The organism is Streptomyces herbicida (assembly GCF_032656585.1).
Lineage (GTDB): Bacteria > Actinomycetota > Actinomycetes > Streptomycetales > Streptomycetaceae > Streptomyces > Streptomyces herbicida.
The window spans coordinates 128,024-153,000 of sequence record NZ_JAUYWJ010000021.1 but is presented as its reverse complement, the minus strand read 5'-3'; the positions used below and the strand labels follow the sequence as shown (position 1 = coordinate 153,000).

General features: G+C 72.9%; 22 protein-coding genes and 1 pseudogene. 6 read left to right on the top strand and 17 right to left on the bottom strand.

All coding sequences use genetic code 11. The annotated features are described in order from the left end of the window. Window positions 1-84: 84 nt before the first annotated feature. The 4 genes from Q8A52_RS35965 to pdxR all read right to left on the bottom strand — a co-directional run bounded on the left by Q8A52_RS35965 (window position 85) and on the right by pdxR (window position 7,448). A complete protein-coding gene (locus tag Q8A52_RS35965; RefSeq protein ID WP_316759270.1) occupies window positions 85-2,739 on the bottom strand; it encodes a DUF7824 domain-containing protein in 2,655 nt (884 codons plus the stop codon). Then, window positions 2,736-4,142, bottom strand: coding sequence for an SWIM zinc finger domain-containing protein (locus Q8A52_RS35960; protein WP_316759267.1), 1,407 nt, complete (start codon window positions 4,140-4,142; stop codon window positions 2,736-2,738). The genes Q8A52_RS35965 and Q8A52_RS35960 overlap by 4 nt, the downstream gene beginning before the upstream one ends. Window positions 4,143-4,283: 141 nt before the next feature. Further along, window positions 4,284-5,870 carry an alkaline phosphatase D family protein gene (locus Q8A52_RS35955; protein ID WP_316759266.1) on the bottom strand — a complete coding sequence of 529 codons (1,587 nt, stop codon included), beginning with the start codon at window positions 5,868-5,870 and terminating at the stop codon, window positions 4,284-4,286. Between the two features lie 147 nt (window positions 5,871-6,017). Further along, entirely contained in the window at window positions 6,018-7,448 is a 1,431-nt protein-coding gene (gene pdxR / locus Q8A52_RS35950; RefSeq protein ID WP_316759264.1) for a MocR-like pyridoxine biosynthesis transcription factor PdxR, read from the bottom strand. Here pdxR and Q8A52_RS35945 point away from each other — a divergent pair. Next, a pseudogene (locus Q8A52_RS35945) lies at window positions 7,439-8,281 on the top strand (EamA family transporter); the annotation flags it as partial. The gene pdxR and the pseudogene Q8A52_RS35945 overlap by 10 nt on opposite strands. Window positions 8,282-8,374: 93 nt before the next feature. Here the strand turns inward: Q8A52_RS35945 and Q8A52_RS35940 are convergent. Together Q8A52_RS35940 and Q8A52_RS35935 are read right to left on the bottom strand one after the other, a co-directional pair. Next, a complete protein-coding gene (locus tag Q8A52_RS35940) occupies window positions 8,375-9,205 on the bottom strand; it encodes an alpha/beta fold hydrolase (RefSeq protein WP_316759261.1) in 831 nt (276 codons plus the stop codon). Window positions 9,206-9,313: 108 nt separating this feature from the next. Beyond that, window positions 9,314-9,967, bottom strand: coding sequence for an NADPH-dependent F420 reductase (locus Q8A52_RS35935; protein ID WP_316759258.1), 654 nt, complete (start codon window positions 9,965-9,967; stop codon window positions 9,314-9,316). Between the two features lie 122 nt (window positions 9,968-10,089). Between Q8A52_RS35935 and Q8A52_RS35930 the strand changes: the two genes are divergently transcribed. Next, entirely contained in the window at window positions 10,090-10,974 is an 885-nt protein-coding gene (locus Q8A52_RS35930) for an RNA polymerase sigma-70 factor (protein ID WP_316759255.1), read from the top strand. Between the two features lie 239 nt (window positions 10,975-11,213). Further along, entirely contained in the window at window positions 11,214-11,975 is a 762-nt protein-coding gene (locus tag Q8A52_RS35925) for a GntR family transcriptional regulator (protein ID WP_316759252.1), read from the top strand. Window positions 11,976-12,375: 400 nt separating this feature from the next. Here Q8A52_RS35925 and Q8A52_RS35920 read toward each other — a convergent pair whose 3' ends face one another. The 3 genes from Q8A52_RS35920 to Q8A52_RS35910 all read right to left on the bottom strand — a co-directional run bounded on the left by Q8A52_RS35920 (window position 12,376) and on the right by Q8A52_RS35910 (window position 15,464). Further along, window positions 12,376-13,533 (bottom strand): ROK family transcriptional regulator, encoded by a 1,158-nt coding sequence (locus Q8A52_RS35920; protein ID WP_316759250.1) that lies wholly within the window; start codon window positions 13,531-13,533, stop codon window positions 12,376-12,378. A gap of 99 nt (window positions 13,534-13,632) precedes the next feature. Beyond that, window positions 13,633-14,295, bottom strand: coding sequence for a response regulator transcription factor (locus Q8A52_RS35915; RefSeq protein WP_316759247.1), 663 nt, complete (start codon window positions 14,293-14,295; stop codon window positions 13,633-13,635). Window positions 14,296-14,309: 14 nt separating this feature from the next. Then, a complete protein-coding gene (locus Q8A52_RS35910; protein WP_316759245.1) occupies window positions 14,310-15,464 on the bottom strand; it encodes a sensor histidine kinase in 1,155 nt (384 codons plus the stop codon). A 107-nt stretch (window positions 15,465-15,571) separates the two neighbouring features. Between Q8A52_RS35910 and Q8A52_RS35905 the strand changes: the two genes are divergently transcribed. The 3 genes from Q8A52_RS35905 to Q8A52_RS35895 are packed head-to-tail and all read left to right on the top strand — an operon-like array spanning window position 15,572 to window position 17,699. Further along, the gene (locus tag Q8A52_RS35905; protein ID WP_316759243.1) at window positions 15,572-16,492 is read left to right on the top strand and encodes an ATP-binding cassette domain-containing protein; all 921 of its coding nucleotides are present in this window, start codon (window positions 15,572-15,574) and stop codon (window positions 16,490-16,492) included. Window positions 16,493-16,494: 2 nt separating this feature from the next. Continuing rightward, window positions 16,495-17,217: an ABC transporter permease subunit gene (locus tag Q8A52_RS35900; protein ID WP_316759241.1), complete on the top strand. Its 723-nt coding sequence runs from the start codon at window positions 16,495-16,497 to the stop codon at window positions 17,215-17,217. A 41-nt stretch (window positions 17,218-17,258) separates the two neighbouring features. Next, a complete protein-coding gene (locus Q8A52_RS35895; RefSeq protein WP_316759240.1) occupies window positions 17,259-17,699 on the top strand; it encodes a hypothetical protein in 441 nt (146 codons plus the stop codon). A gap of 4 nt (window positions 17,700-17,703) precedes the next feature. Here Q8A52_RS35895 and mug read toward each other — a convergent pair whose 3' ends face one another. From mug to Q8A52_RS35855, 8 genes are all read right to left on the bottom strand, one after another. Then, a complete protein-coding gene (mug, locus tag Q8A52_RS35890; RefSeq protein ID WP_316759356.1) occupies window positions 17,704-18,249 on the bottom strand; it encodes a G/U mismatch-specific DNA glycosylase in 546 nt (181 codons plus the stop codon). Beyond that, window positions 18,246-19,688, bottom strand: coding sequence for an adenylosuccinate lyase (purB, locus tag Q8A52_RS35885; RefSeq protein WP_316759238.1), 1,443 nt, complete (start codon window positions 19,686-19,688; stop codon window positions 18,246-18,248). The genes mug and purB overlap by 4 nt, the downstream gene beginning before the upstream one ends. Before the next feature lie 144 nt (window positions 19,689-19,832). After that, a complete protein-coding gene (locus tag Q8A52_RS35880) occupies window positions 19,833-20,180 on the bottom strand; it encodes a DUF4326 domain-containing protein (protein ID WP_316759235.1) in 348 nt (115 codons plus the stop codon). 5 nt (window positions 20,181-20,185) lie between these two features. Continuing rightward, window positions 20,186-20,977, bottom strand: coding sequence for an SGNH/GDSL hydrolase family protein (locus Q8A52_RS35875; protein WP_316759233.1), 792 nt, complete (start codon window positions 20,975-20,977; stop codon window positions 20,186-20,188). 69 nt (window positions 20,978-21,046) lie between these two features. Further along, window positions 21,047-22,060: a hemolysin family protein gene (locus tag Q8A52_RS35870; RefSeq protein WP_316759231.1), complete on the bottom strand. Its 1,014-nt coding sequence runs from the start codon at window positions 22,058-22,060 to the stop codon at window positions 21,047-21,049. Further along, window positions 22,057-23,397, bottom strand: a complete 1,341-nt coding sequence (locus Q8A52_RS35865) for a hemolysin family protein (protein WP_316759228.1) — start codon at window positions 23,395-23,397, stop codon at window positions 22,057-22,059. Before Q8A52_RS35865 ends, Q8A52_RS35870 begins: the two co-directional genes overlap by 4 nt. A gap of 154 nt (window positions 23,398-23,551) precedes the next feature. Continuing rightward, entirely contained in the window at window positions 23,552-24,016 is a 465-nt protein-coding gene (locus Q8A52_RS35860) for a GNAT family N-acetyltransferase (RefSeq protein WP_316759225.1), read from the bottom strand. Between the two features lie 57 nt (window positions 24,017-24,073). Beyond that, on the bottom strand, window positions 24,074-24,961 hold the full coding sequence (locus tag Q8A52_RS35855; protein WP_316759222.1) for an LLM class F420-dependent oxidoreductase: 888 nt from the start codon (window positions 24,959-24,961) through the stop codon (window positions 24,074-24,076). Window positions 24,962-24,977: the final 16 nt, after the last annotated feature.

Genomic DNA, 24,977 nt, shown 5'->3' with positions numbered 1-24,977 from the left:
GATTCATGCAACCACTGTGAAGGAACGGTGTTGCGTGATCACGAACGACTTGTGACCGATGGGTAAAGCATGTTTCTGCCCCTTTTATTGTTCTTTCCAATACCGGGCAGGAGCGGCCAGGGCTTCCTGGAGCCGCCGGGCCTGGGTCACCAACCGCGACGAACCGCGCCGGGCGGCGGTCGCGGCGAGGTGCGGCAGCTCGCCGCGTGCCCCGGACCGCTCGGCGCACTCGGCGGCCACGGCCAGCAGGTCCCCGACTCCACGGGCGGACGTGGTCCCGAGGTCCGCGAGCAGCACGGGCAACGTGTGGCGGAGCATCTCCCATATCGTGGCGTTCGCCCCCGTGGCCGCCGCCGTCCGGGCCGACTCGGCGAGCCGGAGCGGCTTCACCGTGCCGTTCTGCACCAGCAGTCCGAGATCCGAACCCAGCCGCTGTGCGTCGAGCTGTCCGCGCGCGGCGAGCACCAGCAGCGCGTCCACCGCGGCGAGCCGGTCCTCCGCATGCCGGGCGCCCAGCCCGTACGCCACGCACAGATGCACGCTCTCGCCTGCCTCGCCGCCGGACTCGGCCAGCAGCGGGAGGACGCCGACGGGGCCCCGGGTGTCGTTCAGCGTCGCCCTGGAGAGGTCGTGCACCATCCGTGCCGCCACCAGTTCGCGCTGCTCCGGGAGGGCGGCCAGCCAGTGCTGCCGTAGCTCGTCGCTCCAGTGAGAGCAGTACCAGCGGTCCCCGTAGGCGGCGAGCGGACGCCCGAGCCGCTGGAACTCCGCCGGGAAGTCCTCCTGCAGTTCCAGCAGTTCGCCGAGCTCGACCACGATCCGTGTCGCCGAGGTCCGCCGACTGGCCCGGGGCAGGGCGGGACCCCCCGCGGACAGCCGGCGGGCGAGCCGGTCTCCCTCCGCCGTGCCGAGCGCCGCCGCCCGCCGGGCCGCCGCGGCGGCCGCCGTCCGGTCCGTGCGCCGCACCCGCAGGAGAGCCTGCGCGAAGTCGGCCGCCGCGACGCGGGCGCCCAGGCGCCGGTAGGTGTCGAGGCGGTCCACCAGCTCGTCCGGCTCCAGGAGTCCCGTGCTCCAGGTGGGCGTCGACAGCAGCAACGGCAGCGGGTCGGTGCGAAACCGGTACGCCACCTCCCGCAGCCGGGCTTCGAACACCTGGGAGAGGCCGGCGTGTATGCAGCCGGTGCCGGTCGAGCCGTTCCGGAGCGCACGGTGGAGGGTGCTGGTCTTCACTCCTCCGCGCAGCGTCGCTAGAAGGAGGTCGAGAGCGTCCTGGGCGCTGTGGAAGTCGTTGTGCGGGTTGAAGTAAGAGTCCGCGTGCCGCCACTGGCCCGGTTCCGCGGTGTGCCAGTGGCGTCGGCCGATCACCGGCTCGAGCGCGTCCAGCAGGGCGTCGAGGTTCCGATGGGCCTGGCGCACCAGGCCGTCCAGGGCCCGCTCGAACGCGGCAACGTCACCGCCGGCGGCCAGCAGGGCGCTCACCTCTTCGGCCAGTTCGACCGCCGTCTCGGGCGCCGCCGCGAGGCGCACCGGCTCCGGGGCGGGCGGCAGCACCTCCTCGTACACCGCCGGCTCCGGGTCCACGGCCGTGATGCCCAGGGTGTCCACCGCGCGGGTGCGCAGGGAAGGCGTCAACTGTTCCACCGCGAAGGTCAGTTCGGTGCGCAGGGCGTCGGAGTCGAGTTTCTTCATGTGGCGCTCGACCAGTTTGAGTGCCCGCTCCTGCATCTGGGTGTCCTCGTGCCCGAACGCCTGGGCCGCGACGGGGAGCAGCTCGGGCGCCGTGGACGGATCGAGGGAGAGCACCTTGCCGAGCAGCACGAGCTGGGCCCGCACCAGCTTCTTCTCGCTGCGGAACAGCAGAGCTTCGGAGGCCTCGGCCAGCAGGCGTGTGGTCAGCTCGCCGACCAGCGCGAGGGAGGCCAGGACCGACTGGGCGTGGGCGGCGACGGGGGAGGCGGCGTCGCGAGCCAGGGCGATCCAGTCGGCCGTCCGCTCCCGCTCCTCCTCCCGGGTGAGGCCGAGCATTTCGAGCAGGGGGAGGAAGACCCGGTGGTCGGTGGGGCCGCCGCCGCGCAGGAGGCGGGCGACACAGGCGTCGACCATGGTCTTGCGGTCCAGCGATCCCTTCCGGGTGAGCTCGGCGAGGGCGCTCTGCCAGGAGTTCGGTCCGTCGCCGAACAGCCACCGGACCTCCCTGAGGTCCGTGAGCTCGAAGAGGCCGGCCACGAGCCGGGCCAGATCCGGCTCACCGCGCAGCCGGTCGAGGATCGAGCCCTGCCCCCAGGAGCCGCCGATGTGCCGGATCCAGCCGACCACATAGGCCTCCGTCACCGGAACGTCGCAGCCCGCCCGGTGCACCAGCCCGGACATCAGCTCGTACGGCACGTCCGCGGACACCGGCCGCTGCGCGAGCCGGTGCGCCACATCGGCCAGCCATGCGCCGCCACGGCCCTCCAGCGCCTGCAGCAGCAGCTTGGGCGACGCCTGCCACCAGCGCATGTCCGAGCCCGACAGCCAGCTCGCGGCGGCCGCCGCTCCCGTGTGACAGGCCGCCCCGGCCGCGTGCAGCGCCGGGTGGGCGTCGCGGGACGAGTCGCCCAGGGGATCGTTCCGCAGCTCCTTGCGGACCGCCTTCAACTCGGGCAGCAGCGCCCGCCGTTCTGCGTCCGTCATCCCCTTGAGCAGGCGCAGCGTCTCGGACGTCCGCCCCGCCCGCACCGCCTCCAGCACCGCACTCATCGCGCACCCCCGTCGACTCCCGCGAACTCCTGTCCCACCACGGCACCCCGCCGCACCATCCGCACCGCCAGCGCGTGCTTGCACGGCCCGCGCCCACCGCGGTACTTCGCCCACCACAGACAGCTGCAGCTGAGCACCCCGGCCTCGTCACGCACCCGGTGCACATGGCCGTCCTCGGCGGTCACGGTCCCCAGCGGCCCGTCCAGGGCGACCGCACCCGCGTCCACCAGCGCCCGGGCCGACCGAAGCCGCGGGTTGTGGCGCTCCACGCGCCCGGCGTCGTACGGCAGTTCCCGGTGGAAGTAGGCCGCCTCCGCCGTGTCGTAGCCGACGCGTCCGGAGGTGCCGAGCCGGACCAGGGCCGCGTGGACCCGCTCCGGCGTGAGCCCGGCGGAGTCGGCGAGGCCGGCGACGTCGACGCGGGGCTCCCAGGCCAGCAGCACCTCGATCAGCTCCGCGTCCTCGGCGGCCTCGTCGGTGGCGAGCGCGTCCAGGACGCCGCCCTCGCCGGAGAATCCGCGCGAGGCGTCGGGCGACAGCGTGAGCGTGAGCCGCATGCCCGGCAGGACCACCTCCCAGGCGGCCGCCGTGGCGCCGGCACCGGCGGCGGCCGGGCCGTACACGCGCAGGGCCGTCGCGTGCCGCAGCACCCGCTGGAGCGCGGCCAGCCGCTCGGGGCCGGGCAGGCACACCGCGCCCGGCACCGGCCGGGTCGTCGGCCGCAGCCCGCGGCCCACCGGTACCACCCAGCGGGGACCGCCCACGGCACGCCCTGTTCCGGCGGCCCGGGGCAGCCCGCGCAGGAACCGCACCGCCTCGTCGGCCGGCAGCTCGGCCCGCAGGTCGAAACCTGCCGCTGTCACCTGGGCCTCGGCGAATCCGCGCAGCCAGCGGTCCGGGAGCGGCACCTTCTTCTCCACCACCGGCCCGTCCAGCGTGGTGACGGCCAGTTCCTCGGGGCCCACGCGGAGATGGAGCGGGTCGGCCGTGCCGATCCGGGACAGGGCCTCGCGCAGCGGGTTGTTGACGTCGACGTTCGTCGTCCCATGGCCCACCTCGCCGCCGTCGAGGCCCGGGCCGAGGACGTCCAGGCGCGCGTACACCCCGCCGCAGCCGGAGAAGGACTCGAAACGCAGCCGGTCGCCGTTGCCGGTCACCACCGGGTCGAGCGAGGCGCGCAGCTGCGGCTGGTAGTAGCGCGCGGCCGCCACGTCGGCCACCGCGAGCAGTCCGGCGGCGGCGACCTGAGGCGAGGTCAGAAAGCCCGCGAAGAACCGCGGATGGTCCTCGACACCGGTCGGTGTCGCGCCCCGGGAGGTCTCGAGTCCGAGGCGTCGTCCGTCCGTTGCGGATTCCAGCACGGAGGGTTGGCGATAGGCCACGGCCTGTACGGATCGCGTCATGGAAAAACCGTAGAGGCGACCACTGACAATCGGTCCTGACCTGCGAAAAAGCCCCTCCCGGCGCTGAGTTGGGAGGGGCGGTGCGGTGCCGCGCGCCGGGGGATGACGCCGGTGCGCGGCACAGCGAAAAGAGTACGGGAGTTACTGGCCGACCAGGCCCGGCTGGAGCGTCTGGGTGAACAGCACGGAGCCGTCCTGCTCGCGCAGCCGCACCGTCAGCTCCCCGCTGTGGCCGTCGATGTCGACCTCGCCGAAGAACTGGTAGCCGCCGGCGGGCGAGACGTTCGAGGCGGTCGGCGCCTTCACGAACACCCGCTCCGGACCGAAGGTGTTGTCGAGGGCGTTGGCCGGGAAGGCGCCCGCGTTCAGCGGACCCGAGACGAACTCCCAGAACGGTTCGAAGTCGGTGAAGGCGGCCCGTGACGGCTGGTAGTGCTGGGCCGAGGTGTGGTGCACGTCCGCCGTCAGCCACAGCGTGCCGGTGATCCGCGCGTGCTTGATGAACCGCAGGAGCTCGGCGATCTGCAGCTCACGGCCCAGCGGCATGCCGGGATCGCCCTGGGCCACCGCCTCGATGTTCGGCAGGCCCTCCATCGGGTCGGGCACGACCAGCCCGAGCGGCATGTCGGCCGCGATCACCTTCCACACCGCCCGCGACCGGGACAGCTCCCGCTTGAGCCACTCCAGCTGCTCCCGGCCCAGGATGCCCTGCGGGTCCACGGTCTGGTTGTCGGGGGAGTTGGCGTTGCGGTACGTCCGCATGTCGAGGACGAACACGTCGAGCAGCGGCCCCTGCCGCAGGACGCGGTTCACCCGGCCTTCCTTCGCGCCCGGCCGCAGTGTCGAGACGGGGAAGTACTCGCTGAACGCCCGCCGGGCGCGCGCGGCCAGGACGTCGATGCTCTTCTCGGTGTAGCGGGTGTCCGAGGCGGCGATCACCTCGCCCGGGTACCAGTTGTTGCGCACCTCGTGGTCGTCCCACTGGATGATCGAGGGGACCTGCGCATTGAACCGCTTGAGGTTCTCGTCGAGCAGGTTGTAGCGGAAGTTGCCGCGGTACTCGGCGAGGGTCTCGGCGACCTTGGACTTCTCCTCGGTGGTGATGTTCCGCCATGCGCTGCCGTCCGGCAGGGCCTGGGTGGCCGAGATCGGCCCGTCGGCGTAGATGTTGTCGCCGCTGCAGATGAAGAAGTCGGGGTCGAGCTTCGCCATCGCGTCGTAGATCCGGTAGCCGCCGAGGTCGGGGTTGATGCCCCAGCCCTGGCCGGCCAGGTCGCCGGACCACAGGAACCGCACGCCGTCGCGCCGGTGCGCGGACACGGTGCGGAAGGTGCCCGTCACCGGCTCGCCGGTGCGCCGCGGGTCGTCCGGGTCGGCGAGCAGCACGCGGTAGTGGATCTGCTCGCCGGACGGCAGGCCGCGCAGCCGGGTGGTGCCGGTGAAGTCGGTGTCCGGGCCCAGCAGCGGACCGTGCCATCTGTGCGGCTTGCGGAACGAGTCGGTGGCCGACGTCTCCACGATCATCCGGGCCGGCCGGTCCGAACGCACCCACACGAGACCGGAGTCGCAGGTCACGTCGCCCGTCTGCACGCCCCAGCCCGCCTTGGGGCGCCCGGACAGGGCGAATGCCGGTGCCGCGCCCAGGGCAGTGGGCAGGGCCAGGGCCGCCGACGCGGCCAGGGAGCCGCGCAGGACGCTGCGGCGGCCGGGGAACGGACGATGTGACATGGAAGGGCCTCCTGAACGGGATCCGGCCAATGTGCACTGTCACAACTACTGGTGCGCCGCAGCGCACACGGAAACCACAAGTGAACAACTGGCCCCATCGGCAAGGGAACCGGTGTGCGATTCGGAGGGAACCGGGAGCCCGGGCCGTCACCCGGCGAGCGCCTCGGCCATCAGCTGCACGCCCGCCCTGATCCGCGCCGGCGACAGATGCGCGTACCCCAGGACCAGCCGTACGCCGGAGACGTCGGCACGCGTGTGTGTGCAGGCGCTGAGCGGCCGCACCGCGACACCGGCCGCGGCCATCCGCTCCAGGAAGCGCTCCTCGGGCCCGTACCGCCGCGGCAGTTCGGCGATGGCGTGCAGACCTGCGGCGATCCCCGAGACCCTGGCCTCAGGGAAGTGCGTCTCCAGCGCCGCGACCAGGACGTCGCGCCGCTCGCGGTAGGCGCGCTGACAGCGCCGCAACTGCCGGTCGTAGTCGCCGTGCTCCAGGAACCGCGCGAACAGCGCCTGGTCCAGCGACGGATGCCCGAGATCCATGGTCCGTTTGCGCTCGACCACCTCGTCGGCCAGCCACTCGGGCACGAGCAGCCAGCCCAGCCTCAGGCCCGGGGCGAGGGACTTGCTGACCGACCCCGTGTAGGCCACCCGCTCCGGGTCCAGTCCCTGGAGCGCGCCCACGGGGGCACGGTCGTACCGGAAGTCGCCGTCGTAGTCGTCCTCCAGGACGAGCCCGTCCACCGACCGGGCCCAGTCGAGCAATGCGGTGCGCCGCCGCGCCGAGTACGCGATACCGGTGGGGAACTGGTGGGCCGGCGTCGTCACCACGGCGCTGACACCCGAGACGCGCAGCGGGTTCAGGGCCAGGCCCTCGCCGTCCAGGGGCAGGGGTACGGTGCCCATGCCGGCCGCGGCGTAGAGGGCCTCGTGCTGCGGGCTCCCCGGGTCCTCGACGCCGACCGTGCGCATCCCGCGCGCGTGGAGCACGAATCCCAGCAGGGTCGTGGCCTGCGCGACCCCCGATACGACCACGATCCGCTCCGGGTCGGCGGCCACGCCCCGGCGACGGACCAGCAGTTCGGCGAGGGCGGTGCGCAGCCGGGGCAGTCCGCGTGGGTCGGGGTAGCCGAGGTCGTGGTGCGGCAGGTCCGCCAGCACCGCGCGCTGCGCCGCGGCCCAGGCGGCGCGCGGGAACAGCGACAGGTCCGGTGTCCCCGGGACGAAGTCGGCGCGTGCACCGGGGGAGCGGGGCGCGAGGTCGCGCGCACGGGGCGAGGCCGCACGAACGCTGCCGCCCACCCACGTCCCCGCTCCCCGGTCGCTGCGCAGATAGCCCTCGGCCGTCAGCTGCTCGTACGCCTCGGTGACCAGCCCGCGCGACACCCCGAGATCGGCCGCGAGGTCCCGGCTGGACGGCAGCCGTGTGCCCGGCGCGAGCCGTCCCGAGCGGATCGCCTCGCGCAGGGCTGCCTGGAGGGCGCGGCCACGCGCGCGTGCCGGCGCCGACGCTGCCGGGAGCAGCAGTTCCCACGCGGCGGTGCCCGTCAGGCCGCCCGGATTGGTCCCCGATGACGTCATGGAAGTGGACCTTAAACCGGGCCGCCGCGCTCCCTAACGTCGCCGTCATGAACGCGACCCGTCGCGGCGCCCTGCTCGCCGCGTTCGCCTGCGTGCTCGTCGGCGGCTCCTTCACCGCCAACAGCCTGCTCGGTGACTACCCGTATGCGGGCGGCCAGTGCCTGCGCTACGGACTGGCCTGTCTCCTGCTGCTCCCGCTCGCCGGCCGGGGGTCGACCAAACGCCTGCGCGGGCTCGCACCCCGCCAGTGGGCCCGCCTCGCCCTGCTCGCGGCCCTTGGCATGGTCGGCTTCAACCTGGCCGTCCTCGCCGCCGGGCGCACCGCCGAGCCGGCGGTACCGGGCGTCTTCGTGGGCTGCGCTCCCGTGGTGGTGGCGGTCGTCGTCCCGTTCCTCCACGGCCGCCGTCCGCGGCGCGTCGTGCTGTATGGGGCGCTGCTGGTCGCCGTCGGCGCGTTCACCGTGCAGGGGTGGGGCCGTACCGACGCGGCCGGGATCGTCTTCTCCGCCTGTGCCCTGGCCGGTGAGGTCGGGTTCGCGGTTCTCGCGGTCCCCGTGCTGCGGCCGCTGGGACCGCGGCTGCTGTCCGCCACGGTGAGCGCAGTCGCCGCAGCCGAGTCGGCGGTCGCCGGTGTCGTCCTCGACGGGGACGGGTGGCTGCGGCGCCCCGATGCCACCGAGGCCGCCGCGCTGCTGTGGCAGGCGGCGGTCGTCACGGTCGTCGGCTTCGTGTGCTGGTACATGGGCATGCAGCGGATCGGCGCGGAGCGCGCCACGCTCTTCTCCGGGCTCATCCCGGTGGCGGCCGCCTGCACCGCCCCCTTCGCCGGAACCGGCTCCTACGGTCCGGCCCAGGCCGCGGGCAGCGCCCTGGTGGGCGCCGGAGTCGCCCTGGGATCCGGGGCGTTGACCGGGGTCCGGCGCCGGTCAGTGGCTGCCGTCGAGGATCACGCGGGCGACGAGCGCCGGGTCGTCGTTCATCGGGCAGTGCCCGCAGCCGGGCAGCCGCACCAGCCGGGCCCGGGGGATGACCTGCTTGGCGCGGACGCCCTGGCGGCGCACCAGCAGCCAGTCCCTGGTGCCCCAGCCCACGGTGACCGGGATCCCCGGGAGGTCGTCGGTGAACTGGATGGAGGCACCGGCGCGCAGCGTCGCGTCGAATCCGGTGGCCCGGGCAAGCGCGAGTGTCTCGGCGACCACGGCCTCGGGTGAACGGCGGGCCGGACGGGCGTAGATGGTGCTCGTCAGGGCCGTCCGGCCGGCCGCCGTGCGGGCCAGCCGCTCGACGAGCGGCACTGGGAGCTGCTGGGAGATCCGCCGCATCGTGATGAGGACGCCGAAGGCGTACAGCCGCTCGGCCTGCGACCAGAACCCGGCGGGGGAGAGGGCGGTGACGGACCGTACGAGCTTCTCGCGGCCCAGCTCCAGGGCCAGCAGCCCGCCCAGCGAGTTGCCCGCCACGTGCGGGCGGTCCAGCTCCAGTGCCTCGAACAGGGCGGCGAGTACGGCGTTGGTGGTGGGCAGGTCGTAGGTGAGGCCGTCCGGCAGACCCGGGGACGCGCCGAAGCCGGGCAGGTCCACGGCGATCACATCGCGCTCGGTCGCGAGGATGTCCACCACGGGGTCCCACGCCTGCCGGTGGTGGCCGATGCCGTGCAGCAGAACCAGCGGGTCACCGGTCCCCACGCGCGCGTAGGAGACGGTCACCGGCTGCTGGCCGTGCGGGGAGGGGACCGTGAAGGAGACGGTGGCGGACATGGGGGTGCTCCTCGTCTGGACTGGCCGATGGACGCCGTAGACAGCTTGTCAGCAATTGCTACCGGCGGGTAGCCCCCAGTCGCGGCGTGTCGCGCCGCGGTACTGGCCTCAACGCGCTGTGCGGACCTGCACGTTGAAGTCGGCGTGGCCGAGGCTCTGAAGCAGATTCATCCACAGAGGCAGATACATCTCCAGGGAACGCGCCGCCTGGATACCGCCCAGGTCCAGCACTCGTTGGGCCGGCCAGCCGAACTCGCCGAGCAGGGCCGTCACCTGTTCCTTGGCGTCGGCGTCCTCACCACAGAGGAACATCTGGTGCTCGCCCGGCACCCGCGCCGGATCCACCATCACCTGGCAGTTGACGGTGTTGAGCGTCTTCACCACGCGCGCGTGAGGGAAGGCCCGCTGGATCCGCTCGCCCACGCTGTCCGACTCGACGGGGTCCAGCCGCAACCGGCCCTCCTCGAAGGCCAGCGGGTTGGAGACGTCGACGACCACCTTGCCCTCGAGATTCGCCGCGCCGGCCGCCTCCAGAGCCGCCTGCGCCACCCGGCCGCCCACGGCGTTCACGATCACCTCGGCGGCCGCGGCCGCCTCCGCGAACGTCCCGGCACTCGCCCCGGCGCCCGCGTCCCGCGCCCACTTCAGAGCGGCCGGATTGTCCTTCGTGCGCGAACCCAGGGTCACCTCGTGCCCCAACCGCACCAGCTTGCCGCCGAGTGTGCGGCCCACCTCGCCCGTACCCAGCACCGCGTACCGCATCGGCCACCTCCCGTGCCCCGTCCGCCGACCGCCGACGGTCCGCCGATCATTGTGGTCCGGGCGCGCCCTGGACGGGTCGATTCCGCCTGGACAGCGCGGGTTGTGTCGGATGGGATGGAGGCGTGAGCGCCGACACAGTGACCGACGTCTTCGAAGAGCACCGTCCCGTTCTCATGGGCGTCGCCTACCGCATGCTCGGACGTGTGGCCGACGCGGAGGACGTCGTCCAGGACGCCTGGCTGCGCTGGTCCGGCGCGGACCGCGGCGACGTGCGCGAACCGCGTGGTTATCTGGTGCGCGTCACCACCCGGCTGGCCATCGACCGGCTGCGGCAGATCCGGGCGCGGGACGAGGCTTACGTCGGCCCCTGGCTCCCGGAGCCGTACGTCACCGACTTCGGCGACACCGTCCCGGACACGGCGGAGCGCGCCGTGCTGGCCGATTCCGTCTCCCTCGCCGTGCTCGTCGTGCTGGAGTCGCTGTCCCCGCTGGAGCGCGCCGTGTTCGTCCTTCGGGAGGCGTTCGCCTATCCGTACGCCGACATCGCGGCCATGCTCGACCGCGGTGAGCCGGCGGTGCGTCAACTCGCCGGGCGGGCCCGCCGGCATGTCGACGAGCGGCGGCCGCGCTACGTGGTCGACCCGGCCCAGCGCCGGGACCTGACCGAGCGTTTCCTCACCGCGGCGGCCGAGGGCGACATCGAGGGCCTGATGTCGCTGCTGGCCCCCGATGTGCGCCTGGTCGGCGACAGCGGCGGCAAGGCGAAGGCACCGCTGCGGGTCCTGGAGAGCGCCGACAAGGTGGGCCGGTTCGTCATCGGCGCCGCGCGCAAGGACGGAGCCGGACTGTCCTTCCGCCTCCTGGAGGTCAACGGCGGCCTCGCGGTGCTGGCCCTGTCCGGGGACAAGCCCGACAGCGTGCTGCAGATCGACGCCGCCGACGGCGTCGTCCGCGCGGTGTACATCATCCGCAACCCCGACAAGCTGCAGTCCCTGGCGGCCCGCTGAGCCGTACCGCCCGAGGCCTCCGTCACGTGACGGAGGCTTTGCCGCGATGTCACGAACACGGCCCCGTGAGAACGCCTCATGAACGCTCCGCGGCGCCGGTCCTGTGCGCTGCGTAAGGGATCGAGGATTGGTCTTGACCAAGGGTGGGGGCCGCCCTATGGTCGCAGATAAGTGCAACAACCTTTAATAAACAAGGGCGCCAAAAACGCCGCCGGACCACGGCGATTGCGGAGGACAGGGTGGGGACCACGCAGCTGGAACCGGTGCCGGAACCGAAGTACTGGCACCTCAAGACCGTGCTCAGTGAGGCACTCGACTCCGAGTTCTCGGTCGGCGAGATCCTGCCCAACGAGCGCGATCTCGCAGCCCGCTTCGGCGTCGCCCGCGCCACGCTCCGCCAGGCCCTCGAACAGCTCGAGCTGGAAGGCCGGCTGCAGCGCCGCCGCGGCGTCGGGACGACCGTCGCACCGCCGCGCGTCGGCGTGTCCGTCGGCGCCGAGCAGCACGTCTGGCCGGGCGCCGCCGGTGACGCCTGGCAGCCCGTCGACAGCACGCGGGCGGCGCCGCCCGCCGCCGTCGCCACCGCCCTGGGGACCGGCCCCGAGGAGCCCGTGCACACCGTGCGCCGCTCCCGTGTCTCCCACGGCCAGCCGGTCGCCGCCGAACTGCTCTACATCCCGGCCTCCTCGGTGCCCGATCTGTCGGCGATCGACGCACCGAACGGCACCGCACGCGCGCGTGCCGTCCTGCGCGAACTGCAGCGCCTCGAGCTGGAGAGCCAGGACCGCTCCGTGGAGCTCGGCTCGGCCCGCGCCGACGACGCCAAGGAACTCGACCGGCTACCCGGCGCGCCCGTCCTCGTCGTCACCACCCGCTTCTTCGCCGAGGGCCGCACCGCCGCGCTCTCCGTCGCCACCTACCGCGCGGACACCTGCCGGCTCACCTTCGGCGACTCCGGCGGCGTGGAGATCCACCACGGACCCGAGCGGCAGGCCTCGTAACCCCGCGCCGCCTCCGCCCCGGCACAAGCCCCCAGAACCGCACCGACCGGGCCCCGGAACCCCACCGGGGCCCGGCGCGCTTCCCTGCCGCCGGCTCGCAATCCACCGCAGCGCTGTCGGGGCGGGGCGCGTCGGACGCGGAGCCGCCGAGGGTGTTGGTGGGCCCTGGGACCGACGCCGCCCGGCAGCCGTCGGGCCTGGGGCGTTGCTCCCTAAGCCGACAGCGGTGCCTCGTCGGTGCTCGGGTCGCCGCCGGTTGGCCGATGTCGCGGGCGGCGCGCTTCACCGGTGGCAGCCCCCGGCGCTCCGCAGCAGCCGTACGCAGCGCGGGCGGCCCGTACGGCGGTGTCGACGTCCTCGGCGGTACCGGCCGGGACCCGGCCGCGCACGTCGCCCGGAGTCAGCGCCGCGCGGTCACCGTGCCCTCCACCGCGAACAGCTGTTCCTCCACATGGTCCAGGGCGAGCCGCAGGGCGCCCGTGGCCACGGCCGCCTCGCCCAGGAGGGAGAGCGTCACCTTGGGGGGCCGCAGACAGTAGCGGGCCAGTTCATGGCGCAACGGCTCCAGCACGCCGTCCAGACCTGCCGCCCACCCGCCGACGACGACCAGCTCCGGGTCGAGGGCCAGGACGAGCGCCGCCACGTCGTGGACCAGCCGCTGGATGAAACGGTCGACGGCCGCGCGGGCCCGCTTGTCGCCCTCGCGCGCGAGCGCGAAAACCTCCGCCACCGCCTGCTCGTCCAGCGGGTGCAGCGGCTCGTCCGTGGTGGACAGGAGCGTCTCCGGGGTCGCCTCCCGGCCCAGCAGGTGCAGCGCGCCGATCTCGCCGGCAGCCCCGCCGTACCCGCGGTGCAGCCGCCCGCCGATCAGCGAACCGGCGCCCGGGCTCAGTCCCGCCAGGACGAACACGATGTCGTCCGACTCGGTCGCGGCGCCCTTCCAGTGCTCGGCGACGGCCGCGGCGTTGGCGTCGTTCTCGACCAGGACCGGGCACTTGAAGGAGCGGCTGAGCCGTTCGCCGAGCCGCAGGCCCGTCCACTGGGGCAGCGCGGTGCCGAGCCGCACGGTGCCGTCGGCCTCGACGATCCCCGGTGTGCCGACACCCACCGCACGCAGCGAGCCGCGCGCGACCCCGGCCCGGCGCAGCAGCTCGGCGACGGCCGTACGCAGGCGCTCCAGGCGCTCGTCCGCGTCGGCCGTCTCGTCGACGTCCTTGGCCTGGGCGCCCAGCACCCGGCCGTCCAGGTCGGCGAGGAGCGCGGTGACGCGGTGCGCCCCGATCTCCAGGCCCAGCAGATGTCCGGCCTCGGCCCGGAACCGGAACCGCCGCGCCGGCCGCCCCTGACGCCGGGTGACGCCCTCTTCTGCGGCCTTCTCGACGACGAGACCGCCCTCGATGAGCCCCTCGACGACGCCCTCGACGGTCGGCCGGGACAGTCCGGTCACCCGGGTGATCTCGGTGAGCGTCGCACAGTCCGTGGCACGCAGTGCGTGCAGCACCACCGCGGAATTGATCCTTCGCAGCAGCGAGGGATCGCCGCCGGTCAGCCGCCCCAACGTCCGTCCTCCCAGCTCGTGCGCGTGTTGGGCGGATCGTACTCGGCACGGCGGAGCCCGGCGAGTGCCGGGCCGCCCCGGACCCGTGGGCGCACCGGATCAGCCGGGGGCCACGAAACCCGACTCGTACGCCGTGATCACCGCCTGGGTGCGGTCCCGGGCGCCGAGCTTCGCCAGTACGGCGCTGACATGCGACTTGACCGTCTCGGTGCCGACGACCAGGCGTTCCGCGATCTCCGCGTTCGACAGCCCCCGGGTCATCAGCCGCAGCACCTCGGCCTCCCGCTCGGTCAGCCGGGCCCGCTCCAGCGCGGCGCGCGCCGCCCGGTTTCCACCGCCGTCGCCGTACTGTGCGGCAAGTTGGCGCACCGACGCGGGGAACAGCAGCGACTCGCCCGCGGCGACCAGCCGCACGGCGTGCACGATCTCGGCGGGCCGGGCCCGCTTCAGCAGGAACCCGTCGGCGCCCGCGCGCAGTGCCTCGTACACGTACTCGTCGTTCTCGAACGTGGTCACCACGAGGATCTTCGGCGGATCGTCGACGGTGCGCAGCACCACGCGCGTGGCCTCGATCCCGTCGAGCAGCGGCATCCGCACGTCCATGGCGACCACATCGGGCCGCAGCTGCCGGACCAACGGGATCACCGCCGCCCCGTCGGCCGCCTCGCCGACCACTTCGATGTCGGGCTGCGCCTCCAGCACGGCTCGCAGACCGGCGCGGACCAGGGGTTCGTCGTCGACGAGAAGAACGGTGACCGGCATCCGCCAAGCCTAGATCACCGCAAGGGCAGTTCGGCGTGCACCTGCCAGTCGCCCTCGTGCGGTCCGGTGTGCGCGCGGCCGCCGAGCAGGGCCGCGCGCTCGCGTATGCCCCGCAGCCCGCTGCCCCGGCCGGGTCCGGGCACCGGGGCCGTGAGCGGATTGCGCACCTCCAGCGCGAGGGTGCCCCCGGCGACCGTGACACGGACCCGCACGGGCACGGCCCCCGCATGGCGCAGCACATTGGTGAGAGCCTCTTGGAGGATGCGGTAGCCCTCGCGGGAGACCGGTCCGGGCACCGTCTCCACGGGACCGGTCACCTCGGCGTCGACCTTGGCGCCGGAAGCGCGCGCGGAGTCCAGGAGCCGGTCGGCGTCGGCCAGGGTGGGCCGGCTGCTCACCGGCCGTTCCGACTCCCGCAGGACACCCAGCACCCGCTCCAGGTCCTCCAGCGCCGCCCGCCCCGTCTCCTCGATGGCGCCCAGGGCGCGGTCGGTGAACTCCGGGTCGTCGGCCGTCCGCGCCGCGCCCGCCTGCACCACCGCCACCGTCAGCGCATGCCCGATCGAGTCGTGCAGCTCACGGGCGATGCGAGTGCGCTCCAGGAGCTGCTCGGTCCGTTCCTCCAGGGCGGCGAGCCGCTCGGAGGCGGACGTACCGAGCAGTCGCCGCGCCACGGCGGTGACGAGCTCGCCGAGCCCCACGAGGGCGCCGTAGAGCGCGACCAGGGGCAGCGGGATCAGCAAGGCGTAGGCCCAGTGCGGCTCCGCCCGGTTCAGCACCGGGATGTCGGCGGGAACCTGTCCCCACGCCATGCTGCCGAGTTCGTACGCGAGCAACGGCAGCCACACCGAGACCATCGAGGTGGCCACGCCCAGGATCAGCCGCACCTCCATCCACAGCACCGTGCGCAGTCGGTCCGGCCAGGTCGCCGACGGCGTCGCGGAGATCCCCGGCTCCTCCACGCCGGGCGTGAGCAGCAGCCGAGCCTGTACGCCCTCGCCCATCCGCACGACGGCGAGGAGCCCGATCGGAACGAGCACGAGCGCGGGCACCCACGGCTTCGACGAGTCGATGAACATCCACACGCTGAAGATCAGCACCGGCAGCCACAGATGCAGCAGTCGCGTGTACGTCGTCCCCCGCGTCAGCGGGCGCAGAAAGCGGGCCATCGGACCATCGTGGCAGGTGGCGCCGACAACAGGCCTCCCCCGGGCGGGGGAGACGATCTCCACCGGCGAGGGAGGAACCAACGCCCGTGAGGCGTCAGGGTGTTGCCATGACCAGCATCGACGTACGAGACCTCACCAAGGAGTACCGCAGCCGACGGGCCGTGGACCAGCTCACCTTCAGCGTCCGCCCCGGTCGCGTCACGGGCTTTCTCGGCCCCAACGGCGCCGGGAAATCGACCACCATGCGGCTCGTCCTCGGCCTGGACCGGCCGACCTCCGGCACCGCCACGATCGGCGGCCACGCCTACGGTGAACTCCGCGAGCCACTGCGCACGGTGGGCGCCCTGCTCGACGCGCGGGCCGCGCACGGCTCCCGCACGGCACGCGACCATCTGCGCGCCCTCGCGGCCGGCAACCGCATCCCGGACCGCAGGATCGACGCCGTGCTGGAACAGACCGGACTCGCCGCCGTGGCCCGGCGCCGGGTGAAGACGTACTCGCTCGGTATGCGCCAGCGGCTCGGCATCGCCGCCGCCCTGCTCGGCGACCCCGAGGTGATCCTGCTGGACGAGCCCGCCAACGGCCTCGACCCCGAAGGCATCGTCTGGATCCGCACCCTGCTGCGCGCACTGGCGGCGGACGGCAGGACCGTCCTGGTCTCCAGCCACCTGATGCACGAGACCGCCGCCTTCGCCGACCACCTCGTGATCCTCGGTCGCGGCCGCCTCCTCGCCGACACTCCCGTCCAGGACTTCATCCACGCACGCGTACGACCCGAGGTCAGGATCCGCACCAGCGACGATGCCGCGCTCGGTGACCTGCTCACCCGGCACGGTCACGACACCTCCCGGGGCGAGGACGGGACGTGGACCGTACGGCACGCGCGCGTGGACGACCTCGGCCGCCTCATGTCCGAGGCGGGCGTGCCCGTACTGGAACTGGCCGCCCGGGAGGCCACCTTGGAGCAGGCCTACTTCGATCTGACCGCGACCGAGGCCGAGTTCACCACCCAGCCCCAGGAGGCCTGACCATGCCCTTCGCACCCGTTCTGCACGCGGAGTGGATCAAGATCCGGACGCTGCGCTCGCTCGTCGGCAGCCTGGCGGCGATCCTCGTCGCCACCGCTGCGTTCTCCGCGCTGGCCTCCTCCTCCGCGGACGCGGGCACCGACGACGTGGACCCGCTGTTCTCGGTCTTCTTCGGCATCAGTTTCGGGCAGATCGCCGCGATCGCCTTCGGTACGACGGCCCTGTCCTCGGAATTCCGGGGCGGCGCGCTGCGGCTGACCCTGTCGGCCGTGCCCGACCGGCGGCGCTGGTTCGCCGCGAAGGCCACGGCGATCGCACTGCCCGTCCTCGCCGTCGGGCTCGTCACCGGGGTGGTGACCCTGCTGGTGGGCAAGGCCGTCCTCGGCGCTTCCGGGCCGACCTGGACCGAGGGAATGCGCGGCGTGCTCGGTTGTGGCCTGCACCTCACGCTGATGGCGCTGTTCGCCGCCGGACTCGCGGCCGTACTGCGCAGCGGCGTCGCCACCCTCTCCATTCTGATCCCGTTCCTGCTGATCGTGTCCTTCGTCATCGGCGACCTGTCCGCGGGTGTCGCCGACTACCTGCCGGACCGGGCCGGCCAAGTGGCCCTGCACAGCACGTGGGACGGCTCCCTCGGCCCCTGGACCGGCCTCGCGGTGACCGCGCTGTGGACGGCGGCCGCCCTGTGCGCGGGAGCCTGGAGCATCCAGCGCAGGGACGCCTGACAGCCCGCCAATTGTCAGTGGGGCCCGCTTTACTGGATCACATGGACATCGTGAACTGCCTTGCTGTGATCGAGCGGCTGTGCGCCCGGGAGTTCCCCGCGGCGGACGGCAGGACCGATGTGGGCACGGGCGGGCCGGGGTACCTGATAGCCGAGTTACAGACCAGCGGCGACTTCTACGAGGACGACGGCACCGAGCGGGAGGAGACGGAGGCGCAGTACGAGGCCGACCGGGACGCGTTGGCGGAGCGGCTCGCCGAGCGGTGGGGACCGGCGGACGTGTTCAGCCTGGACAGCGTGTTCCGGCGCGGCCTTGAGGGGGAGGAGCCGGCGGAGCCTTGGGACACTCTCGCCTCGCACGTCCCCGATGTGCATGCGTGGCGGACGGAGTCCGGCCGCTGGGTCGCGCTGGGCGTGTCCCAGTGGGACACCGAACTGCCCTTCCAGCTGCTGGCGGTGGTCACCGAGACCGACCCGCCCTGACCCGTCAGGTCCGCGCGGCCTCCCGCAACCGCCCGAACTCCTCCGCCATCGTCGCCGCCGTCCAATGGGCGTTCAGCCCGCTGGGATTGGGCAGCACCCACACACGCGTGTCCCCGATCGTCCGCTCCTGAGGCCCCACCTGGGCCCCGCGGTCCCCGAAGGCGGCCCGGTAGGCGGTCACCCCGACCACGGCCAGCCACGTCGGCCGCAGTCGCGTCACCTTCGCCGACAGCAGTCGCCCGCCCTCCGCGTACTCCTCCGCCGTCAGCTCGTCGGCCCGGGCGGTCGCCCGCGCCACGACGTTGGTGATGCCGAGACCGTACGACAGCAACTCCCGCTGCTCCGCGGGCTTCACCAGCCTCGGGGTGAACCCGGACAGGTGCAGGACCGGCCAGAACCGGTTTCCGGGACGGGCGAAGTGGTGTCCCGTCGCCGCCGTCATCAATCCGGGATTGATCCCGCAGAACAGCACCCGGAGACCGGCCGCGACCACGTCAGGGACGAGACGGTCGCGGGCGGCCTCCAGTTCCGCCTGGGTGAAGCGGGTCAGAGGATCGCTCCCGGGGTGTACCCGGCGGCCTCCGGGTGCTGCTTGACGATCTCCTGGATGCGGCCGACGACGACACCCACCTGGTCGGCGGCGGCGCCGGTGAAGGACAGCTTGTCGGCCATCAGCTCGGCGAGCTGCGCGCGGTCGAGCGGGAGGCGCTCGTCGGCGGCCAGCTTGTCGAGCAGGTCGTTGCGCTCGGCGCCCTGCTCGCGCATCGCCAGCGCGGTGGCGACCGCGTTCTCCTTGATCGCCTCGTGCGCGACCTCGCGGCCGACGCCCGCGCGCACCGCGCCCATCAGCACCTTGGTCGTGGCGAGGAACGGCAGGTAGCGGTCGAGCTCACGGGCGACGACCGCCGGGAAGGCACCGAACTCGTCGAGCACGGTCAGGAAGGTCTCCAGCAGACCGTCGAGCGCGAAGAACGCGTCCGGCAGCGCGACTCGGCGCACCACCGAGCAGGACACGTCGCCCTCGTTCCACTGGTCGCCCGCCAGCTCGCCGGTCATCGAGGCGTAGCCGCGCAGGATGACCATGAGGCCGTTGACGCGCTCGCAGGAGCGGGTGTTCATCTTGTGCGGCATCGCGGACGAGCCGACCTGGCCGGGCTTGAAGCCCTCGGTCACCAGCTCGTGCCCGGCCATCAGCCGGATCGTCTTGGCCAGCGAGGACGGCGCGGCCGCCAGCTGCACCAGAGCGGTGACGACGTCGTAGTCCAGGGAGCGCGGGTAGACCTGCCCGACCGAGGTGAACGCCCGCGAGAAGCCGAGGTGCGCCGCGATCCGGTCCTCCAGCTCGGCGAGCTTCGTCGCGTCACCGCCCAGCAGGTCCAGCATGTCCTGCGCCGTACCGACCGGGCCCTTGATGCCGCGCAGCGGGTAGCGGGACAGGAGTTCCTCGACCCGGCCGTGGGCGACGAGCAGCTCGTCGGCCGTGGTCGCGAAGCGCTTGCCGAGGGTCGTGGCCTGGGCGGCGACGTTGTGGGACCGGCCGGCCATGACCAGCTCGGCGTACTCGCCGGCCAGCTTGCCCAGCCGCGCCAGGACGGCCACCGTACGGTCGCGCATCAGCTCCAGCGAGAGCCGGATCTGCAGCTGCTCGACGTTCTCCGTCAGGTCGCGGGACGTCATGCCCTTGTGCACGTGCTCGTGCCCGGCGAGGTCGTTGAACTCCTCGATACGGGCCTTCACGTCGTGCCGGGTGACCTTCTCGCGCTCGGCGATCGAGGCCAGGTCGACGGTGTCGAGGACGCGCTCGTAGTCGGCGATCGCCTCGTCCGGCACCTCGATGCCGAGGTCCTTCTGGGCCCGCAGCACGGCGAGCCAGAGCTGCCGCTCCAGCTTCACCTTCTGCTCGGGGGACCAGAGCGTGGCGAGCTCGGCGGAGGCGTAACGTCCGGCGAGGACGTTCGGGATGCGGGGCTTGGCGGGCGCTGGAGTCACGTGTACGGATTCTACTGGCGATTCGTGCAGGCCAGCGCCACGGGGCCGTTCGGCGGAACCTACAAGGGGCCGATGAGGCCCAGGGCACGTCGTCCCCGAGGCCTGGGCCCTGTCGTCAAATCCCCGCCTGCCCGGCGACAGGACCTAGGACAGGGCGTCCGTGTCGGCCAGTTCCGCCAGCACGTCCGCATGGCACGGCTCGGGTGCGCACCAGCAGGCCAGCGTCTTCCCGCGCAGCTCCGGCACCAGGTCCAGCAGCTCGGGCCGCTCCAGCAGATACGCCCGGTACATCGCCATGACCTCGGCCCGGGTGCCGTCCCGCTTCTTCTTCGGGGTGTCGTAGGCGAAGGGGTTGTACAGCGGGTGCCGGGGCAGGTCCCAGCCGCCCATCGTCCAGCGCCGGCCGACGTAGACCACGTCCTCGGGGGCGTACTCCAGCCGGGGGCCGAACTCGTGGATCCGGCCCCGGACGTTGATCACCCGTGTGGTCACGGCCGCTACGCCGCCGGACCCTCGTAGGGCAGCAGCTCCGGCCGCTTCGCCGGGCGGCCGTCCCCGGACGAGCGGCCGGTCAGGCGGCGGCCGATCCACGGCAGCAGGTGCCGCTTGGCGAACCGCGCGTCCGCGACCCGCCGGGTGACCCAGCCCGGCGGCAGAGTGGCTTCCATCGGCGTGTGCCACTCGGTGTCCTCGGGTGCGTAGCCGAGCGTCTGCCAGACCGCCTCGGCGACCCGCCGGTGCCCCTCGGCCGTCAGATGCAGCCGGTCCACGTCCCACATCCGGGGGTCGGCCAGCGAGGGCGCCCCGTAGAGGTCCACCACCAGAGCGCCGTGCCGCTGCGCCAGCTCGTCGACGCAGGCGAACAGCTCTTCCATGCGCGGCCGGAACCGCTCCAGGACCGGGCCCTGGCGGCCGGGGCTGCGCATCAGCACCAGTTGCCCGCAGGCGGGCGCCAGACGCTCCACGGCCTCCGTCAGCAGGCCCCGTACCCGTTCCATGTCGCACTTGGGCCGCAGCGTGTCGTTGAGCCCGCCGACCAGCGTGATCACATCGGGGTTCATCGCCGCCGCCACGTCGACCTGCTCGTCGACGATCTGCCCGATCAGCTTGCCCCGCACCGCCAGGTTGGCGTACCGGAAGCCGGGGCTGCGGGCGGCCATTCGCGTCGCGAGGAGGTCGGCCCAGCCTCGGTAGGAGCCGTCCGGCAGCAGGTCCGACATGCCCTCGGTGAAGGAGTCGCCGACCGCGACCAGGCTGGTGTGCGTGGGGTGCGTGGGATTCGTCTGCATGGCGACAGCGATGGTATCCCGGCTCCATACCCATCGGTCGGTCGGCCCCGGACCGCCCGCGTGGGCCGGTCAGGCGTGCTGCCCGAAGAGCTCCCGCAGCACGTCCTCCATCGTCACCAGCCCCGCGAGCCGTCCGTCCGAGCCGATCACGCCCGCCAGGTGCGTACGGCTGCCCCGCATCGCCGTGAGCACGTCGTCCAGCGGGGTGTTCTCCCGCACACGCGCGATCGGCCGCATGTCCCGCAGCCGGAACGCCTCGTCGCGCGGTGAGGCGTCCAGCGCGTCCTTGACGTGCAGGTAGCCCACGATCCGGCGGCCCTCGTCCACCACGGGGAACCGGGAGAAGCCGGATTCCGCCGAGAGCCGCTCCACCTGCTCCGGTGTGACACCCACGCGCGCGTAGACGACGCGTTCCAGCGGGACCACCACGTCCTGCACCGGCCGGCTGCCCAGTTCCAGGGCGTCGTGCAGCCGCTCCCGCGCCCGGTCGTCGATCAGACCCGCCTCGCCCGCGGCCCTGACGATCTGGGCCAGTTCCGCGTCCGAGAAGCTCGCCGTCACCTCGTCCTTGGTCTCCACCCCGAGCAGCTTCAGCAGCCCGTTCGCGCAGGCGTTGACCGTGAAGATCACCGGACGCAGCGCACGGGACAGGGCAACCAGGGGCGGGCCGAGCAGCAGCGCGCTGCGCACCGGTTCGGCGAGCGCGATGTTCTTCGGCACCATCTCGCCGAGCAGCATGTGCAGATACGTCGCCAGCGTCAGCGCGATCACGAAGGACACGACGTGACCCGCGCCCTTGGGCACGCCCAGCGCATGGAACACGGGCTCCAGCAGATGCGCGATCGCCGGTTCGGCGACCACACCCAGCACCAGCGTGCACAGAGTGATACCGAGCTGGGCGGCCGCCAGCAGCGCCGACACATGCTCCAGGCCCCACAGCACGGCCTTCGCGCGCCGTTCGCCCTGCTCGGCGTGCGGCTCGATCTGGCTGCGGCGTACCGAGATCAGCGCGAACTCGGCTCCGACGAAGAAGGCGTTGGCGATCAGCGTCAGCAGACCGATCAGCAACTGTACGGCGGTCACTTCGCGTCCTCCCCCTGCGCCCTCTGCTCGTCGTCGAGCGGCGCGTGCAGCAGCACCCGGGCCGCCCGGCGCCCCGAGGCGTCCACCACGTCCAGCCGCCATCCGGCGACCTCGACGCGATCACCGGTCCGCGGTATGCGGCCCAGCGCCGTCGCGACGAGGCCGGCCAGCGTCTCGTACGGCCCCTCGGGCGCGCGGAGACCCACGCGCGCGAGCTGGTCCATGCGGGCGGCACCGTCCGCCGAGTACAGCGTCCGGCCCTCCTCGTCGGCCCCGGCGGGGGCGAGATCGGGGGTCTCGTGCGGGTCGTGCTCGTCCCGCACCTCGCCGACGACCTCCTCGACGATGTCCTCCAGGGTCGCGACGCCCGCCGTACCGCCGTACTCGTCGATGACGACGGCCATCGTGCGCTTGCCGGAAAGCCGGTCGAGCAGCCGGTCGACGGTGAGCGACTCGGGGACCAGCAAAGGCTCGCGCATCACCTGGGAGACGGGCCGGTGCGGCCGCTCGTCGGCGGGCAGGGCCAGGACGTCCTTGATGTGGGCGATGCCGACGACCGAGTCGAGGCTGCCGCGGTAGACGGGGAACCGGGACAGTCCGGTCGCCCGGGTCGCGTTCGCCACGTCCTCGCAGGTGGCCTGGACGTCCAGGGCGACGACCTGGACGCGCGGCGTCATCACGTTCTCCGAGCTGAGGTCGGCGAGGTTCAGGGTCCGTACGAACAGTTCGGCGGTGTCGGCCTCCAGGGCGCCCTCCTTGGCGGAGTGCCGGGCCAGCGCCACCAGCTCCTGGGGTCCGCGCGCGGAGGCCAGCTCCTCGGCGGGCTCGACGCCCAAACGGCGCACCACGTGGTTGGCCGTGCTGTTGAGGTGGGTGATGAAGGGGCGGAAGGCGGCGCTGAACAGGCGCTGCGGATTGCCCACCCTTTTCGCCACGGCCAGCGGCGAGGAGATCGCCCAGTTCTTGGGCACCAGCTCGCCGACGACCATCAGGAACACGGTCGACAGAGCCGTGCCCAGCACCAGCGCGACCGAGCTCGCCGTGGTCGAGGAGAGTCCGAGCGCCTCCAGCGGGCCCGCGATCAGTCTGGCGATCGACGGTTCGGAGAGCATGCCGACCACCAGGTTGGTGACGGTGATGCCGAGCTGCGCGCCGGACAGCTGGAACGTCAGACTCCGTACGGCCTTGAGGGCGCCCGCCGCGCCGCGCTCGCCGCGCTCGGCGGCCCGCTCCAGCTCGCCGCGCTCGACCGTGGTCAGCGAGAACTCGGCCGCGACGAAGGCGCCACAGGCGAGCGAGAGCAGCACCGCCACGAGCAGGAGGAGCACTTCGGTCATCGGGTCACCTCCGTCCCATCGTCGGCCAGGGCAGGGGGGAGCGCGCGATGTCGTTGACCGGGAGGCTCGCCCATGGGCGGACGCTCACACCTTTCGTCGGAGGGCCGAGTGGCCGGAACCGTTTCCCTCAATAGTAAAGGATGGGCAAAGTCGCTCAGTCGGTCAGCGGTTTCACCCAGCGCCGCCACTGCTCCTCCGGCGCGTAACCGGCCGCCCGCCAGGCGTGCTGAGCCGTCTCGTTGCGGACCAGCACCATGGCGTCCGCACGCCGGCCGCCCAGCCGTACGAACCGTTCATCGGCGGCGGCCAGCAGCGCCGAGCCGATGCCCTGCCGCCGCCGCTCGGGATGCACGGCGAGCCGGTACAGATGACAGCGCCAGCCGTCGAAGCCCGCGATCACCGTGCCGACCAGCTCCCCTTCCCTCCCCCGGGCTCTCGACTCCGCTCCACGAGTGGGGACCCTCATCGCCAGGATGAGTGCCTCGGGGTCGCGTCCGATGAGCCGCTCCAAGCCGTCGCGGTCGTCGCTGATGCTCGTACCCTCCGCGGCCGACTTCCAGAAGGCCAGCACGGCGTCGAGGTCGTCGGGTCCGGCGGCCCGTATGCGCAGTTCCGTCATGCGGGCGATCACACCACGGGCCACGGAACCCGACGCGGAATTCCGGCATGCGGACGGCTATGCGCCGCGCAACTCCGCGATCACCGGCGCGAACTCCTCCATGTACGGCTCCAGCACGGTCAGATACGAGAACCCGTACCGCTCGCGCCGCGCCCGCACCTGCTCCACGACCCGCTCCGGCGGACCGGCCAGCACGACGGGCAGCTCCAGCGCCTGTTCGGCGGTGAGCTGCGGCTGGCGTTCCAGCAGTGGCTTGAGCGCGGACTCGGGGTCGTCGGTGAGGGCCACCGTCTGGAGGAGCAGGTTCAGCTCGGCGGGCTCCGTGCGTCCGGCCGCGAGTTCCCGGTAGCGGCCCACGCGCTCGTCCAGCTCCTCGGGTGGCATGGGCCGCAGCCGTCCCGTCGTGCTCCCCGGCACCAGCCCGACCCCCGTGAAGCCGGCGATGTCGGCGTGCGCGGCGGCCAGCCGCAGTACGCGGTCGCCGTTGCCGCCGACCAGCAGCGGGACCCGTGACTGCGCCGGGCGGGGCCGGTGGTCCGCGGAACCGAGCAGCCGGTCCAGTTCCTCGACCGTGCGCCGGAGATGGTCCACCCGCTCGCGCGGCGAGCCGTAGGGCAGACCCGCCGTGTCGTGCTCCGCCCGGACATAGCCGGTGCCGAGCCCGAGTTCCAGGCGGCCGCCGGTCAGCGCGTCGGTCGTCGCCACCTCACGTGCCAGCAGAGCCGGGTTCCAGAAGCCCGCGTTGAGCACGAACGTGCCCAGGCGCGGCCGCTCGGTCGCCTCGGCGGCCGCCACCAGCGCCGGGAATGGCGCGGGCATGCCGAGGTGGTCGGGGACGAGGATCACGTCGTACCCGAGCTCCTCGGCGCGCCGGCACTTCGCGCGCCACTGCGCGGTGGGCGCGGGAGTGAGCAGGTTGACCCCGAAGCGGAACGGACGCGGCATGAACTCTCCTCAACGG

Excerpts from the sequence above, each read along its gene's own strand:
- Q8A52_RS35965 (WP_316759270.1), bottom strand. The coding sequence starts at position 2,739 with ATGAGTGCGGTGCTGGAGGCGGTGCGGGCGGGGCGGACGTCCGAGACG.
- Q8A52_RS35960 (WP_316759267.1), bottom strand. The coding sequence starts at position 4,142 with ATGACGCGATCCGTACAGGCCGTGGCCTATCGCCAACCCTCCGTGCTG.
- Q8A52_RS35955 (WP_316759266.1), bottom strand. The coding sequence starts at position 5,870 with ATGTCACATCGTCCGTTCCCCGGCCGCCGCAGCGTCCTGCGCGGCTCC.
- pdxR (WP_316759264.1), bottom strand. The coding sequence starts at position 7,448 with ATGACGTCATCGGGGACCAATCCGGGCGGCCTGACGGGCACCGCCGCG.
- Q8A52_RS35940 (WP_316759261.1), bottom strand. The coding sequence starts at position 9,205 with ATGTCCGCCACCGTCTCCTTCACGGTCCCCTCCCCGCACGGCCAGCAG.
- Q8A52_RS35935 (WP_316759258.1), bottom strand. The coding sequence starts at position 9,967 with ATGCGGTACGCGGTGCTGGGTACGGGCGAGGTGGGCCGCACACTCGGC.
- Q8A52_RS35915 (WP_316759247.1), bottom strand. The coding sequence starts at position 14,295 with ATGCCGGTCACCGTTCTTCTCGTCGACGACGAACCCCTGGTCCGCGCC.
- Q8A52_RS35910 (WP_316759245.1), bottom strand. The coding sequence starts at position 15,464 with ATGGCCCGCTTTCTGCGCCCGCTGACGCGGGGGACGACGTACACGCGA.
- Q8A52_RS35905 (WP_316759243.1), top strand. The coding sequence starts at position 15,572 with ATGACCAGCATCGACGTACGAGACCTCACCAAGGAGTACCGCAGCCGA.
- Q8A52_RS35900 (WP_316759241.1), top strand. The coding sequence starts at position 16,495 with ATGCCCTTCGCACCCGTTCTGCACGCGGAGTGGATCAAGATCCGGACG.
- Q8A52_RS35895 (WP_316759240.1), top strand. The coding sequence starts at position 17,259 with ATGGACATCGTGAACTGCCTTGCTGTGATCGAGCGGCTGTGCGCCCGG.
- Q8A52_RS35875 (WP_316759233.1), bottom strand. The coding sequence starts at position 20,977 with ATGCAGACGAATCCCACGCACCCCACGCACACCAGCCTGGTCGCGGTC.
- Q8A52_RS35865 (WP_316759228.1), bottom strand. The coding sequence starts at position 23,397 with ATGACCGAAGTGCTCCTCCTGCTCGTGGCGGTGCTGCTCTCGCTCGCC.
- Q8A52_RS35860 (WP_316759225.1), bottom strand. The coding sequence starts at position 24,016 with ATGACGGAACTGCGCATACGGGCCGCCGGACCCGACGACCTCGACGCC.
- Q8A52_RS35855 (WP_316759222.1), bottom strand. The coding sequence starts at position 24,961 with ATGCCGCGTCCGTTCCGCTTCGGGGTCAACCTGCTCACTCCCGCGCCC.